At 63.0% G+C, this 15,756-nt stretch carries 13 protein-coding genes; 5 read left to right on the plus strand and 8 right to left on the minus strand.

What is annotated here, in order from left to right; genetic code table 11:
* Positions 1 to 98: 98 nt before the first annotated feature.
* Positions 99 to 1,733: an APC family permease gene (locus tag AC6I97_RS22295; protein ID WP_497946824.1), complete on the plus strand. Its 1,635-nt coding sequence runs from the start codon at positions 99 to 101 to the stop codon at positions 1,731 to 1,733.
* 69 nt (positions 1,734 to 1,802) lie between these two features.
* Here the strand turns inward: AC6I97_RS22295 and AC6I97_RS22300 are convergent, their stop codons facing one another.
* Positions 1,803 to 3,023, minus strand: coding sequence for an acyl-CoA dehydrogenase family protein (locus tag AC6I97_RS22300; protein ID WP_497946825.1), 1,221 nt, complete (start codon positions 3,021 to 3,023; stop codon positions 1,803 to 1,805).
* 137 nt (positions 3,024 to 3,160) lie between these two features.
* On the opposite strand from AC6I97_RS22300, the gene AC6I97_RS22305 reads away from it, so the two are divergent.
* The 3 genes from AC6I97_RS22305 to AC6I97_RS22315 all read left to right on the plus strand — a co-directional run bounded on the left by AC6I97_RS22305 (position 3,161) and on the right by AC6I97_RS22315 (position 6,440).
* Positions 3,161 to 4,879, plus strand: a complete 1,719-nt coding sequence (locus AC6I97_RS22305; RefSeq protein WP_497946826.1) for an AMP-binding protein — start codon at positions 3,161 to 3,163, stop codon at positions 4,877 to 4,879.
* 24 nt (positions 4,880 to 4,903) lie between these two features.
* Complete coding sequence (locus tag AC6I97_RS22310; RefSeq protein WP_224095074.1) at positions 4,904 to 5,413, plus strand: MarR family winged helix-turn-helix transcriptional regulator; 510 nt, start codon at positions 4,904 to 4,906, stop codon at positions 5,411 to 5,413.
* A 136-nt stretch (positions 5,414 to 5,549) separates the two neighbouring features.
* Positions 5,550 to 6,440, plus strand: coding sequence for a hypothetical protein (locus AC6I97_RS22315; protein WP_497946827.1), 891 nt, complete (start codon positions 5,550 to 5,552; stop codon positions 6,438 to 6,440).
* A gap of 448 nt (positions 6,441 to 6,888) precedes the next feature.
* Here AC6I97_RS22315 and AC6I97_RS22320 read toward each other — a convergent pair whose 3' ends face one another.
* Positions 6,889 to 8,160 (minus strand): FG-GAP repeat domain-containing protein, encoded by a 1,272-nt coding sequence (locus tag AC6I97_RS22320; RefSeq protein ID WP_497946828.1) that lies wholly within the window; start codon positions 8,158 to 8,160, stop codon positions 6,889 to 6,891.
* A 255-nt stretch (positions 8,161 to 8,415) separates the two neighbouring features.
* Between AC6I97_RS22320 and AC6I97_RS22325 the strand changes: the two genes are divergently transcribed.
* A complete protein-coding gene (locus AC6I97_RS22325; protein ID WP_497946829.1) occupies positions 8,416 to 9,093 on the plus strand; it encodes a TenA family protein in 678 nt (225 codons plus the stop codon).
* Between the two features lie 242 nt (positions 9,094 to 9,335).
* Here AC6I97_RS22325 and AC6I97_RS22330 read toward each other — a convergent pair whose 3' ends face one another.
* The 6 genes from AC6I97_RS22330 to AC6I97_RS22355 form a co-directional block, all read right to left on the minus strand.
* Positions 9,336 to 9,632: a DUF4190 domain-containing protein gene (locus AC6I97_RS22330; protein WP_497946830.1), complete on the minus strand. Its 297-nt coding sequence runs from the start codon at positions 9,630 to 9,632 to the stop codon at positions 9,336 to 9,338.
* Between the two features lie 129 nt (positions 9,633 to 9,761).
* A complete protein-coding gene (locus AC6I97_RS22335; RefSeq protein WP_497947271.1) occupies positions 9,762 to 10,541 on the minus strand; it encodes an enoyl-CoA hydratase in 780 nt (259 codons plus the stop codon).
* A gap of 39 nt (positions 10,542 to 10,580) precedes the next feature.
* A complete protein-coding gene (gene mmsB, locus AC6I97_RS22340) occupies positions 10,581 to 11,504 on the minus strand; it encodes a 3-hydroxyisobutyrate dehydrogenase (protein ID WP_224095060.1) in 924 nt (307 codons plus the stop codon).
* Positions 11,505 to 11,575: 71 nt separating this feature from the next.
* Entirely contained in the window at positions 11,576 to 12,646 is a 1,071-nt protein-coding gene (locus AC6I97_RS22345) for an enoyl-CoA hydratase/isomerase family protein (protein WP_309929530.1), read from the minus strand.
* Positions 12,646 to 14,145 (minus strand): CoA-acylating methylmalonate-semialdehyde dehydrogenase, encoded by a 1,500-nt coding sequence (locus AC6I97_RS22350; RefSeq protein ID WP_224095103.1) that lies wholly within the window; start codon positions 14,143 to 14,145, stop codon positions 12,646 to 12,648. Before AC6I97_RS22350 ends, AC6I97_RS22345 begins: the two co-directional genes overlap by 1 nt.
* A gap of 168 nt (positions 14,146 to 14,313) precedes the next feature.
* Positions 14,314 to 15,711, minus strand: a complete 1,398-nt coding sequence (locus AC6I97_RS22355; protein WP_497946831.1) for a cryptochrome/photolyase family protein — start codon at positions 15,709 to 15,711, stop codon at positions 14,314 to 14,316.
* Positions 15,712 to 15,756: the final 45 nt, after the last annotated feature.

Consider the following 15,756-nt stretch of genomic DNA (forward strand, 5'->3'; position numbering starts at 1 on the left):
CGGAGGCACATAGTGGTGCCCGGCCTATTGATTTCGACTGCGACCAATGGCGGCCGCAGGTCATCACCATTCGGTGCACGTCTGAGTTAGGAGTTCGAATGTCAGAACCCAGCAAATTAGGACCCTGCAAGAGCGATGCAAGCGGCATGGACGAGTTTGGCTACGCGCAAACCCTTGACCGCAGCATCGGTAAGTTCGCCAGCTTCGCCGCCGGCGTCAGCTACATCTCCATCCTCACCGGCGTTTTTCAACTCTTCTACTTCGGCTTTTCCACGGCCGGGCCTGCCTATGCGTGGTCATGGCCCATCGTCTTCGTCGGCCAGCTGATGGTGGCACTGTGCTTTGCGGAACTGGCCGGCCGCTACCCGGTGGCTGGATCTGTCTACAACTGGGCCAAACGGCTCTCAAGCGGAACGTGGGCCTGGCTGGCGGGCTGGTTGCTCCTGCTTTCCTCGATCATGGCGCTGGGATCAGTTGCCTTGGCCCTTCAAATTACCCTGCCGCAGATCTGGAGCGGCTTCCAGCTCGTGGGCGATGGAACCGGGCCTTACGACTTCGCCGTCAACGGGGTCATCCTTGCCAGCATCATGATCGGCATTTCCACACTCATCAACGCTTTCGGTGTGAAACTCATGACCATGATCAACAGCGTGGGCGTATTCGTAGAGCTGGTTGCGGCCGTCCTGCTGATCGCGGCGCTGATTTGGCACTCAGTACGGGGACCGGAAGTCCTCCTGGATACTGCCGGATTCGGCGAAGAACATCCCCTGGGCTTCTTCGGGGTGTTCATGATTGCCGCCATGGCCTCCGGCTACGTCATGTACGGGTTCGACACCGCAAGCTCCCTGGGCGAGGAAACCAAGGACCCCAAGCGCACGGCTCCCAAGGCTATCCTGCGCGCCGTTACGGCGTCCTTCCTCTTGGGAGGCCTGCTCCTCCTTGGCGGAATCCTGGCTGCGCCGGATCTGTCCGATCCCAAGCTGGGAGCGGCCGATGGCGGACTCCAGTACATCGTTCTTTCGGTGCTGGGCGGCCCCTTCGGCAAGGCCTTCCTGGTTTGCATCGTAGTGGCCGTTGTGGTCTGCACGCTGGCCGTGCATGCAGCAGCTATCCGCATGATGTTCGCCATGGCCAGGGACAACAACCTTCCCTTCAGCCGCCAGCTCAGCAAAGTGCACCCCACCCGGAAAACCCCCACAGTGGCCGCCATCGTCATCGGTGCAGTGGCAGTGATCCCGCTGATCGTCAACATCTCCCAGCCGGCCATCTTCACCATTCTTTCCAGCATCAGCATCGTCCTGATCTACCTCTCCTACCTGCTGGTCACCGTTCCGATGCTGCGGCGCCGGTTCCTTAAGAAGTGGCCCCTGAAGGACGACGGATCAGAACCGGGATTCAGCCTAGGCAAATGGGGCCTGCCCGTGAACATCCTGGCAGTGCTCTGGGGCGGCGCGATGACGGTGAACCTGATCTGGCCACGGCCGGAGATCTACAACTCAGTACCGCCCTTCGAGTGGTACCTGCAGTGGGGCGGCGTCATGTTCGTTGCTGCGGTGATCATCGGCGGAACGCTCCTTTACCGCCTCCGTATCAGGCACCGGACAGGGGTTTTGGCCGAGCACGCCGCTGCGGCCCCCTCTCCCGAACCAGCCTCCGCGCAGCCAAACTCCGCCGAGCCAAACTCCGCCGAGCCAAATTCCCCCGAACCTGTCCAGATCCTAACCCAAAGTTGATAGCAGTCCGACACTGAGGGCATCTCTTGGCTTGCGTTCCACGAGCGAAGAGATGCCCTCAGTGTCGTTCTAGACGAATGCCGACTTTCCCGTGACGGCCCTGGCCACGATCATGGAGTTGATCTCGTAGCTGCCCTCGTAGGTGTACAGGATTTCGGCGTCGCCGAAGAGCTTGCCCATCTCGTAATCCGTGGTGATGCCGTTCCCGCCCATCAGGGACCGCCCCATGGCCACGGACGAGCGCGCCAAACGCGTTGTGGTCGCCTTGCACATCGCGGCCTGCACCATTTCCAGCTTTCCCGCCTGCTGGATGCGGGCCAGTTCCACCATCAAGGACAGGGAGGCATTGGCGTTGCCCAAAATGTCCGCGAGTTGCTGCTGGATGAGCTGGAACCGGGCCAATTCCTTGCCGAACTGCTTACGTTCCAGGGCGTAGGACCTGGCAATATCGAAGGCCGCCAATTGGATGCCCGCAGCCTGCCACCCCACCCAGGCCCGCGAGTCCCGCAGCAGATCATTGGCCCGGGAGAATGCCGTGGCGCCGGGCAGCAGGTTATCCGCAGGAATCCGGACGTCGTCCAGCGTGATGTCCGCATTCTGCATGATGCGGAGGCCGATCTTGTTGGTGATCTTGGTGGCCGAGTATCCTGGCCGGTCCGTCTCCACAATGAAGCCCTTGATCTGGTGATCAGACACGTCACGGGCCCACACCAAGGCGAAGTCGGCGATTGTCCCCGCTCCGATCCAGCGCTTGGCACCGTTGATGACCCATTCGCCGCCGTCGCGCCGCGCCGTCGTCGAGAGTCCTCCGGCGATGTCCGAACCGTGGTCCGGTTCCGTGAGGGCGAAGGCGCCCAACTGTGTGAAGGCCTCCAGCCCGGGCAGCCACTTCCGCTTTTGTTCGGGAGAGCCGAGTTCATGGATCATGCCGACGATGAGTTCGTTATGGATCCCCACGAGCGCGGACAGCGACACGTCTGCCCGGGCAATCTCGGTGTACATGAGGCCCTTGAACAGCTTGGAGGAGCCGTCGGTCTGCAGGCCGCCGAGCCCGTATTTTGCCATTTCGGCCAGGAGCCCGAACGGGAATTCTTCGCGGTTCCAATATTCGATGCTGGCAGCGCGGATCCGCGTTTGGAGGAACTCCCGCACCTCCGCATACCGCGCCTGCTCCCCCGCAGGAAGCAGGTCCACTACATGCATCAGGTCCGCCTCCGGATAAGGAGGGAGGACTTTCCGTGTCGGTTCGCCGCTGGTAACGGTGCCGGCAGCTGCTTTTTCGTCGAGCATTTGACCCCTTCGTCATGTCCAACGCAGGCTCTTCCAAACCCTTGGATGTCCTAGTATATTGCAAGGTGATGTGGACCACTAGGCGGGGTGCTCCGGCGACGGCGCCGAGGCACTAAAGCCCCAGCGAAAGGCGGACTATGACAGTCACAGAAGACTTCCGTGCGGCCCGTGACCGGCTGCTGGAACTGCGCGAGGATTACAGGCAGGCCCACAGGGAATTCGAATGGCCACGTTTTGACGAATTCAACTTCGCCCTCGATTGGTTCGACCAGATCGCTGCGGATCCGGAACGGGGAAACAAACCGGCACTGGTCATCGTGGAGCAGGACGGCAGTCCCACACGGCGCACATTTGCGGACCTTTCGCGGCGGTCCTCCCAACTCGCCAACTGGCTGCGCAGCGAGGGCGTCAAACGCGGGGACCACATGATCATCATGCTCGGCAACCAAGTGGAGCTTTGGGAGCTCATGCTTGCCGGCATCAAGCTGGGCATCGTCATGATACCCACCACCACCCTCATGGGCACCCGGGATCTCCAAGACCGCGTAGAACGCGGCGGGGCCAACTGGGTGGCCGTGGGTAGTGCCAACATTGGGAAGTTCGCGGACGTGGCGGGCGATTACACGCTCATTGAGGTCGGGGCGGACCACGCCAACGCCCAGGCGCTGCAGTACGCGGATTCGTACGACGCCGGCACGGACTTCACGCCCGACGCCCCCACCAAAGCGGACGAGACACTGCTGCTCTACTTCACGTCCGGCACCACTTCGAGGGCCAAGCTCGTGGAGCACACCCACACCTCCTACCCCGTGGGCCACCTTTCCACGATGTACTGGATCGGCCTTGAACCCGGCGACGTGCACCTCAATGTCGCCTCCCCCGGCTGGGCCAAGCACGCCTGGTCCAACGTCTTCACACCCTGGATCGCCGAGGCCTGTGTCTTCATCTACAACTACGAACGCTTCAATGCGGCCGCCCTCATGGACCAAATGGGCCGCGAAGGAGTCACGAGCTTCTGCGCGCCGCCCACCGTCTGGCGCATGCTCATCCAGGCGGACCTCACTCAGCTGGCCTCGCCGCCCCGGAAGGTGGTGTCCGCCGGCGAACCGCTGAATGCGGAAGTCATCGGCCAGGTGGAGGAAGCGTGGGGCGTCACCATCCGCGACGGTTTCGGCCAGACCGAATCCACCGTCCAGATCGCGAACACGCCGGCACAGCCGGTGAAGATCGGTTCCATGGGCCGGCCGCTGCCCGGATACGACGTCGTCCTGGTCGATCCGCTCACCGGCAAGGAAGCCGACGACGGCGAACTCTGCCTGCGCTTGGACCCCCGGCCCGTGGGGCTCATGAAAAGCTACTTCGGTGACGAAGCGAAAACAGCAGAAGCGTTCCGCGACGGCTACTACCACACCGGCGATATGGCCAGCCGGGACGCCGACGGCGTCATCACCTATGTGGGCCGGGACGACGACGTCTTCAAGTCCTCCGACTACCGTTTGTCGCCCTTCGAACTCGAAAGCGTACTGATTGAACACCCCGCCGTGGCGGAGGCCGCCGTCGTACCTTCGCCTGACCCGGTGAAGCTGTCGGTGCCGAAAGCGTTTGTGGTGCTCGCCGCCGGCTACGAACCCGGACCCGCCGTTGCCGAGGACATCCTGCGATACTGTCGCGAGCACCTGGCGCCCTTCAAACGGATACGGCGTCTCGAATTCGGCGAACTGCCCAAGACCATTTCAGGCAAGATCAGGCGTGTGGAACTTCGCGGCACGGAAGTGGCGCGGCACGGAAGCGGACCGTTGCCGGCAGGCCTCGGCCTGGAATACACCGAGGAAGAGTTCCCGAATCTGAAAGACTAGCCACCCGAGCAACGAAGGAGGCCCATGGGCACCCCACTCCCGCGCGACCCCATCGCCGACGCCCAACGCAACTGGGAACGGCACGGTTGGGGCGATGTCGCCGCGCCCATGGCAGCCATCACCGCGATCATGCGCACCCAGCAGATCCTGCTCGCGCGCATCGAGACGGTCCTCAAACCGTTCGGCCTGACCTTCGCACGCTACGAACTCCTCGCGCTGCTGAGTTTCGCCCGCAGCGGCGCACTCCCCATGAACAAGGCGAGTGCGCTGCTGCAGGTGCATCCCACCTCGGTGACCAACGCCGTCGACCGTCTCGAAAAGGCCGGCCTGGTGGCCCGCTCGCCGCACCCCACCGACGGCCGCACCACCCTGATCGAGCTCACTGCCGAGGGCCGCACCCTCGCCAAGAAGGCGACGGCGGCACTCAATTCCGAGGTTTTCGGCAAGTCAGGCTTCGGCGCCGACGACGTCGATCACCTCATCCGCGTCCTGGGGACTTTCCGCAGGGATGCCGGGGACTTTACGGAGGAGTGACTCAACGCGCCAACGGGCGTATCCTAAAGCTCCATTGCCGCATTGGGGGGTGGAGCGTTTGGCCAAGAACCCGGGACAACGCCGCAATATACTTCTGCGCCCTTTCCTCCTTGCCATGCTTGGCTCATCTGCATGGATGCTGTGGTTGACCGGCCCTTCAGCAGCCGCCGCGGATACCCTTCCCGTCATACCTTCGCTACCGAGCAGCACCACGCCGCTCACGCAGCCTCTGCAGGCGCCCTCGGTCACATCTTTGGCCGATTCTGTGGACCCAGCGGCTCCCGATCTTGATCCGCTCGCCGAGGCTTCCGCAGTTCCCGTGCTGTCTGAGGCTCCCGAGCTGCCGGAGGCTCCCACGGCTCCCGCGCTCCCGACGGTGACCGTCCCCCAGCTTCCGGGTATCTCTCAGGTTCCCGTCGTCGGCCAGCTTCCCGAGGTACAGAAACTTCCTGTGGTGGAGGGAGTCCTGGAGCTCCTGCCCGAAGTCTCAGACGTACTTCCCGTGCCCGCGGTGCCCGCGCTGCCGGAAGTGCCTGGCTTGCCCGATGTGCCGGACTTGCCCGGGCTTGCCGACCCTCCGCTTCCTCCAACGCCGGCGCCCGCGCCCAACCCGCTCGACGGCGTCGCCCCGCCTGAGGTATCGACCTCCCCGGAAGCCCCAATCTCACCGTCAGGCGCTCCGGCGCTGCCACTCGCCGTCGTACTCCAAACCACGCAGGCAGCGGCGCCGCTGCTTGGAGGACCCAGCCTCCCGCAGCCCATACCGACCTTTGACCCAGCAGCTGTTCCGCCCGCCGCGATGCTCGCACCTGGCAGCCCGGTTCCCGGCGCACCGCTTTATCCGGTACCGGCGCCAAGCACCGCAGGCGTGTCCGGAGGGGGCGGCTCAAGCACGTCGGCCCCCGGGGCGTCCGACATCCCGGAGATCCTCTCACCGCTGCCGCCTCCGAGAGCCGGTCCAGTGACAGACCCGCAGCGAACGGCATCACCACAACCCTCGTTCGATCCCGGGTCCCGACCTGACTGATGCGGTGGCTCCTGCTTTGGCAGGCACCACCACCTGCGCCAACCGACGCAGGCAAAAGACATCAGTCAGGAGGCACCCATGCTTCGCAAAATCCAGGTCCCTGTCCGCAATCACGCAAAGGCATCCGCCAGCCGACGTATCGGTTTTTGGCCCGACTTGGTCGGCAACTGGCCGGACCCGATGCACGCGGAAAGGAGCCGGATAGTCTGCTGAGGGGCGGCACACCGCCCAGGAAATAACGACGCCGGCCGGATGGTCAGTCTGACTGTCCGGCCGGCGTCGTGCTGTCCGATGGCGCACGTTTCCGACAAGGCTTCGTGGGCTCCCGGGACCATCTTCCCCATATTGATGGGCTTGCTGACCGGACTAATTACCGGACGGGTGCGGGCTCGGGATGACGGTTAGGACGGCGAGCCATTTCTCTCGGGCATCCCTTTCGAGTGGGCTATTAGATCAAGGAGCGGAAGATGTCCCATCCGGTGCCGATGGTTTCGGCGGTGGGAACGAAGCCGGTGTACTTGAGCAGGTCTCCGTTCGGGTTGATGGCGATGGTGTCGTTCCGTGTCACCGTGTGCCCCCAATGTATTGCCTCGCCCAGGTTGTGGGTGAAGCTGCCGGCGCCGATGATTTCCGACATGACCTCCCAGCCGGGACCCCAGGTATTAGCCCCTTGCCAGCCTCCTTGGCCGTCTGATCTGTAGTGGTGCATGTAGCCGGCGTGGTCACGTCCGAGGATGTCTACGGCACCGTCGCCGCTTAGGTCGCCGGAGGCAATGATCTTGTCGAAGACCTGCCAGCCGGTGCCCACAACGTCCGGCTGCTTCCAGCCGCCTTCACCGTCGCCGGGGTACAAGTGGAGATCGCCCCGTGCATCGCGGGCGAGGACATCGTTGTTGCCGTCCCCGTCAAAGTCACCCGGACCCACGATCGTGTCGAACATGTTCCAGCCCGTACCGACGACAGATCTGTCCAGCCAGCCTCCGTGGCCATCGCCCGGGTATTGGTAGAGGTCTCCCTCCGCGTCGCGAGCAAGGATGTCGTTGTTGCCGTCCCCATCGAAATCGCCAGGTGAGAAAACGATGTTGAAGATGTTCCATCCGGTGCCCACGAGCCTGGGCTGGTCCCAGTGCGCAGTCTCGTAGCTGGGGCACACTCCGGCGTCGCACGATCCGAGGGTGTAAATGTAGGTCCGGGGATACAGGACCAGTTCCCCGGTGTCCGTGCGGCCCAGCAGCTCGAAGTTTCCCCGCCCGGTCCAGCCCATGGCCCGGTTGGACGCCGCAATGGGCTCTGTCTCCTTGCTGTGCAGCAGCGTGTTCTCATCGCCCCTTAGGGAGTCGCCGCACTGTTGCTTCTCCGGAGTCGTCGCGTAGACGTTGAAGGAGAGGCGGTTCCCGCGGTCTTCCGGCAGAATTTTTAGGGGTTCCACTTGGCGTTCCGCCGGAAGGGGTGTGCCGTTGCTCAGCCATTCAATCGTGTAACCATACGGCGCTGCCCCGGTCTTGTCGCAGCCCGAGAATTCCCCCGGCGCACCCATCCTCAGCTCTGATCCCACGAACGGCATTCCCACCATGGACACAATTCCGTCCATATCAATATGGTGGAGCGGTTGGGCGCCTGCCGCCGTCGCCGGGACACCGCCGCTGCTTGCCAAACCGATCACGAGAAGCGCAGCCATGGCACTCCGCCGTGCGACACGCTTGAAACCGTTTGCGATCATATTTCCCCCTTGAAGACCTGTCGCAGACCTTCCGCCTGAACGGCATCTTTCCGCCAAGGCTACATGAGCGCCCGGTACCCCTTTTGGAAGCGAGCCATGGCTTAGGAATCGGATTATGGGCAGACGCTAAGAATTGGAGCACTACCCCCTCTGGCCTTTGAGCCGTGTGGGCGACGCCTGTCGCGCCGCGTCATGCAGCCGTAACCACCACCGTCGGCTGCTAGCGTGCAGTCCTGACACTTCAGGAGGAAACACGTGGGCTTTGCCGAAGAACTCAAGAACGGCTGCATCAACAATTGGGACGCCGCAATCAACCATCCGTTTGTGGATCAGTTGCTCGGCGGGAATCTTTCCGACGACGACCTTCGGCGCTACCTTGTGCAGGACTACCAGTTCTGCGACGCCTTCATAGCGCTCCTCGGGCAGGCTGTGGCGTCTGCTCCATCGTTGTCCTCACGGTTGGTGTTCGCACGGGTCCTGGGAGCATTCGCATCGGACGAGAACACGTACTTCCAAGACTGCTTCGATGAACTGGACGTTGCGGACGCTGACCGGATCGGGCCTGCTTTGGGAGCCGTGACCCGAGACTTTGATTCCCTCATGCGCAGCGCCCTGGCTACCCGCTCCTATCCGGACGTCCTCGCTGTCCTCCTGGTTGCCGAGTGGCTTTACGGGGACTGGGCTGCGCGGGCCGGAGATCCTGAAATGTGGCCAGCCGCGCCAAAGCACTCGGAGTGGATCCGCCTCCACAACAATCCCGAGTACAACGCCTGGGTGACGTGGCTACGGGAGGAGTTCAACGCCGTCGAGCCTGTAGATCCGGAAGTTCGCGACCGCGTTATGGAGACGTTCCGCGAGGCTGTGCGTTTGGAGCTCGCGTTCTTTGACGCCGCCCTTGTCCCGTCAGGCGCCCCGTCATCCGTCCCGGCTTAGAGAGCAACAAGTTCTCCACCGGTGAACAATCCGCACCGGGCGGTTCCGGCTCAACCTGATCGCGCGCGTAGGAGCATGCCACAGCGATGTCGTCCAGGTCGGTCCAGTGCCAGCTGTCCGGGCAGTGGTGGTTATCGCAGAATTGCCACGTCATTTTCGTTCCTCAGTCATCGCCCTGTTTGTCCTTATATAGGACCGCTCCGGGGCGGGATCGTGACGAGGAAAGTATGGTGACCTGCGTCCTACTGGCGGGTCACTGAAAACGAAAAGATGAGAGCCGACACGAGGGCCAGGGCGGCAATACCGTAACCGACAACCAAGGCTGCAATCGCGAAGGGCCGTCCGCGTTCTCCACGTTGCTGGATCTGGTTGAGGGCGACGTGGCCTGCGCCCACAACGAAGACTGCGATGACGGCCATCCCGGCGAAGAACAGACCCACGAGGGCCAGCACTGCCATCGCTGCCGCCACGATGGCTTGGCGGTTGATCGGTTGGGCGGATGCTTCCGTTTGGCCGGTTTGAACGATCTCCGTTGACATGTTCTCTCCCCATTTGTCGGTGCCAACGAGTCTATCCTCGCGCATGCCATAACTGCGTTGCGAGGCCCGCTCTGCGCGCTTCGCGTCGGATTTGAAGCGCAGAGCAGGCCCCGCAACGTAAAGAAAATCCTAGCGGTGCTTGAACTCGGGCTCCCGCTTCCCGCTGAATGCGGCCATGCCTTCCTTCTGGTCCTCGGTGGCGAACAGCGAGTGGAATACCCGCCGTTCGAAGAGCACTCCCTGGGCCAGACCCATTTCAAAGGCGGCATTGACGGCTTCCTTGGCCACCATGGCCGCGGGCTTGGACTTGGAAGCGATGACCTCGGCGGCTTTCACAGCCTCGTCAATGACTTCAGCTGCGGGGACAATCCTGGACACAAGGCCTGAGCGTTCAGCTTCCTCGGCGTCCATGAAACGGCCTGTGAGGACCATGTCCATCGCTTTGGCCTTCCCCACGGCACGGGTAAGCCGCTGGGAGCCGCCCATGCCGGGAATGACACCCAGATTGATTTCCGGTTGGCCGAACTTGGCGTTGTCCCCGGCAATGATGAAGTCCGCCATCATCGCAAGTTCGCAGCCACCACCCAAGGCAAAGCCGGAGACAGCAGCAATGATGGGGATCCGGAGCCGGGTGAGGTCCTCCCAGCGGCGGAACCAGTCCGCCGCATACATTTCCATGTAGCTCTTGGAGGACATCTCCTTGATGTCGGCGCCAGCCGCGAACGCCTTGGCGGATCCCGTGATGACCACGGCGCCGATGTCAGGATCGGTGTCCATTGCGGTGACTGCGTCCACAAGTTCGTTCATGAGTGCTGTGTTCAGCGCATTCAACGCTTGCGGCCGGTTCAACGTCACCAAACCCACGCGGCCCCGACGTTCCACCAGGATGTTCCCGTACTGCTCCGTCATGCTCTCCCTCTCACTCAACGTCGTCATGTACAGAATCTCTCACACAGACTTGTCGCGTATGTCCGTGATGATGCCTGAGAAGTCACGTCCGGCACCCTCGCCCGCGGCGTAGGCATCGTAGATCCGGGATGCCAACGGTCCCATTTCCGCTGCAACTCCAGTGCTTTCCAACGCATTGACGGCCAGCCGAAGATCCTTGGCCATCAGTGCCCCCGCAAAACCGGGCTGGTAGTCGCGGTTGGCGGGGCTGGTGGGGACAGGACCGGGAACAGGACAGTTGGTGGTCAGGGCCCAGCACTGTCCGGAAGCGTTCGAAGCGACGTCGAACAGTGCCTGGTGCGTGAGTCCAAGTTTCTCCCCGAGTACGAAGGCCTCTGCGACGGCAATCATGGAAACGCCCAGGATCATGTTGTTGCAGACCTTGGCTGCTTGCCCTGCACCGTGGTCTCCGCAATGCACGATCCTCTTGCCCATGAGTTCCAGGATGGGTTTGACGGTCTCAAAATCTTCAGGCAAAGCGCCCACCATGAAAGTCAGGGTGCCGGCCTCGGCACCCACCACGCCACCGGAAACCGGCGCATCCACGGAACGGTGGCCTGCGTCAACGGCAATGACGGCTGCCTCCCGGGCCTCGTCAACGTTGATGGTGGAACAATCCAGGAACAAGGTATCCGGCGCGGCTACTGACAGCAGCCCGGGCCCGTCAACCCCGCGATACGCATCCAACACGTGCTTGCCGCTGGGCAACATGGTCAACACCACGGCCGCGCCGTCCACGGCTTCCTGCGCCGTGGATGCCATGGGAATTCCGTGGGCTTTGGCGGCCTCGACGGCGGCCGGCACAGGGTCATAACCGATCACATCGTGTCCGGCTTTGATCAGGTTGGCCGCCATGGGCCCGCCCATATGGCCAAGTCCGAGGAAAGCTATGAGTCCCGTTGCCGATGCTGCGTTCTCTGTCATGTCGTCTCCTTCAACTGGCTAACAAACTGGCTGGACAAGCGGCTGGACATGCGGGCTGCACAACCCGGCGGTCATGTGGCGTCAGCGCCCAAGGCGGCGAGCCCCAGTTCGCGATCGCCGAGCGGCGCAAAGTAGCCCTCGACGTCGGACTCGCGTACCTCAGCCAAAGTGGGAGGCTTCCACTGCGGGTTCCGGTCCTTGTCCACCACCTGTGCACGGATCCCCTCCCGGAAATCAGGCCCGGCCAGGCAGCGCAGTCCCACCCGGTATTCCTGGTCCAGCGCTTCCTCCAGCGACATCCCCGGAACACGCCGCAAGGATGCCAAAGTGACCTTCACAGATGTGGGCGACTTCGTCTCAATGGTGTCGGCCGCAGAAGCTGCCTCGGGCGAAGATTCCCCCAGCGAGCGCAAACTCCGTACAATCTCCTCCGCATCGTCATAGGCGTAGGCGGCATCGATCCACTCCCGCTGGCCAGCGATGGCCGAGTCCGGCGCCGCTTGGGCAAAACGCCCGACGGCGGCCTCCGCCGTCGAGCTTTCCAGCGCCTCTGCCAGCGCCGCGAGGTTTTCGGACGGCACAAAGTGATCCGCGAGGCCAAGGAACAAGGCATCGGCCCCGGAGAGATGCGCGCCCGTCAGCGCGGCGTGGGTTCCCGTCTCCCCCGGCGAGCGCGACAACAAAAAGGTGCCGCCGACGTCGGGTACGAATCCAATGGTGGTCTCGGGCATGCCGGTGCGCGTCCGCTCAGTAACAATGCGCACCGAGCCGTGCGCCGAAACCCCCACGCCGCCGCCCAGCACCAACCCGTCCATGAAGGCGACATAGGGCTTGGGGTAACGGGCAATGAGCGAGTTCAGCCGGTACTCGTCGGCCCAGAACTCCGCCGTTTCCGTTCCGCCGTGCAACATGTCCTTGTAGATGGCAACAATGTCTCCGCCGGCGCATAGCCCGCGGTCGCCAGCGCCGCGCACCAGGACGGTCGCTACGGCGTCGTCGTCAGCCCAGGCAGCCAACTGCTGGAGCATGGCTTTCACCATTCCCGCGCTGAGGGCGTTGACTGCCCGGGGCCGGTTGAGCGTCACGATGCCAAGATGGCCGCGGCGCTCAAAGAGAACTTCGTCTGTGTCCAAAGCCCCCATCAGCTGCCTGCCGGCATGATGAAGCTGGCGCCCTGTCGAATGCCGGAAGGCCACCGCGACGTCACCGTCTTGGTCTTGGTGTAGAAGCGGAAGGCGTCGGCGCCGTGCTGGTTGAGGTCGCCGAAACCGGATGCCTTCCAGCCGCCGAAGGTGTAGTACGCGATCGGTACAGGAATGGGGACGTTGATGCCCACCATGCCCACTTCGACGCGGCTGGCGAAGTCGCGGGCGGAGTCGCCGTCGCGGGTGAAAATTGCGACGCCGTTGCCAAACTCGTGCTCGCTGCAGAGCCTTAGCGCTTCGTCGTAGTCAGCCGCGCGCAGCACGCTGAGGACGGGGCCGAAGATCTCTTCCTTGTAGATCTTCATGTCCTTGGTGACGTTGTCGAAGAGCGTGGGACCAACCCAGAAGCCGCCGTCGTAGCCTTCCACTGTGAGTCCACGGCCATCGGTGACCAGGGTTGCGCCTTCGTCAACGCCGGACTGGATGTAGCCTTCGATTCTTTCCTTCGCGGAGGCAGCAACCACAGGCCCGAAGTCCGAGTCCTTGTCCAGGCTGTGGCCGACTTTGAGGTGTTTGACGCGCTCGGTCAGCTTGGCCACCAACGCATCCGCGGTCTGCTGGCCAACGGGAACCGCAACGGAAATCGCCATGCAACGTTCACCGGCGGAACCGTAGCCCGCGCCAATCAGGGCGTCGGCGGCCATGTCCAGGTCTGCGTCGGGCATGATCACCATGTGGTTCTTTGCCCCGCCGAAGCATTGTGCGCGCTTGCCGTGCGCAGCCGCGGTGGCGTAGATGTACTGGGCGATCGGCGTGGAACCAACGAAGCCAATGGCCTTGACGCGCGGATCCTCAAGAAGGGCGTCGACGGCTTCTTTATCACCGTTGATCACGTTGAAAACGCCGTTGGGAACACCGGCTTCGCTGTACAGCTCGGCGAGCCGCAGCGGAACGGAGGGATCCCGTTCGGAGGGCTTGAGGATGAAAGCGTTGCCGGCTGCGAGCGCGGGGCCCGACTTCCAGAGGGGGATCATGGCTGGGAAGTTGAACGGCGTAATACCGGCAACCACGCCAAGGGGTTGGCGCAGAGAGTGCACGTCAATGCCCTGCCCCGCGTTGTCCGAGAACTCGCCCTTGAGCAGGTGCGGCGCCCCTGCGGAGAATTCGACTACTTCGATGCCGCGCTGGATGTCTCCTTTGGCGTCGGCGAACGTTTTGCCGTGTTCGGAGGATAGGAGCTTTGCGAGCTCGTCCATGTTCTCGTTGACCAGGTCAACAAACTTCAGCAGGATGCGTCCCCGGCGTTGCGGGTTCATCGCCGCCCATTCGAGCTGGCCTTTCTCGGCATTTGCGATTGCGTTGCGGACCTCGTCCGCGCTGGCCAGCGGAAGCCGCGCCTGCACTTCGCCCGTGCAGGGATCGAAGACATCGCTGAACCGTCCGGACGTGCCGTCGATCCTCTGGCCGTCTACGTAGTGTGAAAGCTCGCGCACCATGGTGGAATGCTCCTTTGCATCGTGAATGACTGCCGTGCGGCTGGTTCCAGTAATCGGCAGGAACGCCTCAGCGACTGTGAGCCAGGTCATCTCTGAACCGAATATACTCGGACTTCCTACTAATTTCCAGAGGGGGGTTTTCGGACCCTGTCCAACAGCGCTCAGTAGCTAGTGCACCTCTTTGAGTCCCTTGTAGGCATCCAGCGCATCCTGCCGGGTGGTCTTGAGATCCACGATTTCCTCCGGGTAATCCGGTGTGCCGAACTCCTCGATCCAGCGGGCTATGTACTTACCCTGGGGATCGAATTTGGTGCGTTGGGCCTGCGGATTGAAGATCCTGAAAAACGGCGAAGCGTCCGCCCCTGAGCCCGCCACCCACTGCCAGTTCGCAGGGTTGGATGCCGGGTCAGCGTCCACCAAGGTGTCCCAGAACCACTGCTCGCCGAGTTGCCAATGAATGCCCAGGTTCTTCACCAGGAAGCTGGCAGCGACCATCCTCACCCGGTTGTGCATCCACCCTGTCTGCCAGAGTTGCCGCTGCCCGGCGTCCACCAAGGGGAAACCCGTGCGGCCCTGCTGCCAGGCGCGAAGCTCCTCTGCTGCAGACTCGTGACCTTCTTGAGCATTCGCGGGGCGGGAGCCATCGCCATCCGGCCAAGCCCACGGGAAGTGGTCGAACTCTTTGCGAAGGTTCGCTGTGGCCAGGTCCGGGTTATGGAAGTACTGGTGCCAACAGAACTCACGCCAGCCGAGTTCGGAGGCGAAAATACCCCTGCTTTCCGAGCTATTGGAAGCCAGGGCATGCCACACCTCGAACGGGCTGAGCTCACCCCAACGCAGGTATGGCGAAAGACAACTGCTGCCATCGACGTCCGGGCGATTACGGCCTTCGCTGTAATTTGTGAGTCCGTCCGTCACGAATTCCTTGAGCCGCCGGTGTCCGGCAGCTGATCCCGGCGTCCATGCCTCCCCCAACCCTGTGGACCAGTCAGGGTTGGTGGGCAACAGGTGCCATGATTCCAACGAATCACAGCCTGGCAGTTGGCCCGCGTAGCCGTGGCCGGAGGCCGGCGCAGCCAACGGGTCGCGGAAGTCCTGCGCTGAAACGGTCCGCCAAAAAGGAGTGAAAACCTTGTACTGCCCGCCGGTATTGGTGGTGACTTCCCACGGCTCATGAAGCAGGGACGCCTGAAAACTCTCCACATGCATGCCGGCCTCACGAGCCCACGTCTTGATCCCGGCGTCGACCACCCCCTCAGCGGGGCCGTACCGGCGGTTCCAGAACAGCGCGCCGGCGCCGACCGCCGTCGTGATCTCCTGAACAACCGCGGCAGCCGGTCCCCGACGCAACAACAGCGGTATTCCGAGCGCCGCGAGATCGTCCTTCAGCGCGGCCAACGAGTGGTGGAGCCACCAGCGTGCGGCACCGCCGTGCGGCCGGATGCCGGGCGATTCTTCGTCCAGGACGTAGAGTGCCACCGCCGCGCCATCATCGACGGCGGCACGCAAGGCGGGGTTGTCCCTGACCCTCAGGTCGTCGCGGAACCAGACGATGGACGGCCTCAAATTACTACCCTCTTCCGAATCGGCATACAGCTGATGCCCCTGGGA

Source organism: Arthrobacter sp. TmtSoilC48 (assembly GCF_059739425.1).

What these genes read in the sequence shown, in the direction of transcription:
- mmsB (WP_224095060.1), bottom strand. Translation starts at nt 11,504, where the DNA reads ATGACAGAGAACGCAGCATCGGCAACGGGACTCATAGCTTTCCTCGGA.
- AC6I97_RS22320 (WP_497946828.1), bottom strand. Translation starts at nt 8,160, where the DNA reads ATGATCGCAAACGGTTTCAAGCGTGTCGCACGGCGGAGTGCCATGGCT.
- AC6I97_RS22330 (WP_497946830.1), bottom strand. Translation starts at nt 9,632, where the DNA reads ATGTCAACGGAGATCGTTCAAACCGGCCAAACGGAAGCATCCGCCCAA.
- AC6I97_RS22305 (WP_497946826.1), top strand. Translation starts at nt 3,161, where the DNA reads ATGACAGTCACAGAAGACTTCCGTGCGGCCCGTGACCGGCTGCTGGAA.
- AC6I97_RS22295 (WP_497946824.1), top strand. Translation starts at nt 99, where the DNA reads ATGTCAGAACCCAGCAAATTAGGACCCTGCAAGAGCGATGCAAGCGGC.
- AC6I97_RS22345 (WP_309929530.1), bottom strand. Translation starts at nt 12,646, where the DNA reads ATGGGGGCTTTGGACACAGACGAAGTTCTCTTTGAGCGCCGCGGCCAT.
- AC6I97_RS22300 (WP_497946825.1), bottom strand. Translation starts at nt 3,023, where the DNA reads ATGCTCGACGAAAAAGCAGCTGCCGGCACCGTTACCAGCGGCGAACCG.
- AC6I97_RS22315 (WP_497946827.1), top strand. Translation starts at nt 5,550, where the DNA reads ATGCTGTGGTTGACCGGCCCTTCAGCAGCCGCCGCGGATACCCTTCCC.
- AC6I97_RS22350 (WP_224095103.1), bottom strand. Translation starts at nt 14,145, where the DNA reads ATGGTGCGCGAGCTTTCACACTACGTAGACGGCCAGAGGATCGACGGC.
- AC6I97_RS22310 (WP_224095074.1), top strand. Translation starts at nt 4,904, where the DNA reads ATGGGCACCCCACTCCCGCGCGACCCCATCGCCGACGCCCAACGCAAC.
- AC6I97_RS22335 (WP_497947271.1), bottom strand. Translation starts at nt 10,541, where the DNA reads ATGACGGAGCAGTACGGGAACATCCTGGTGGAACGTCGGGGCCGCGTG.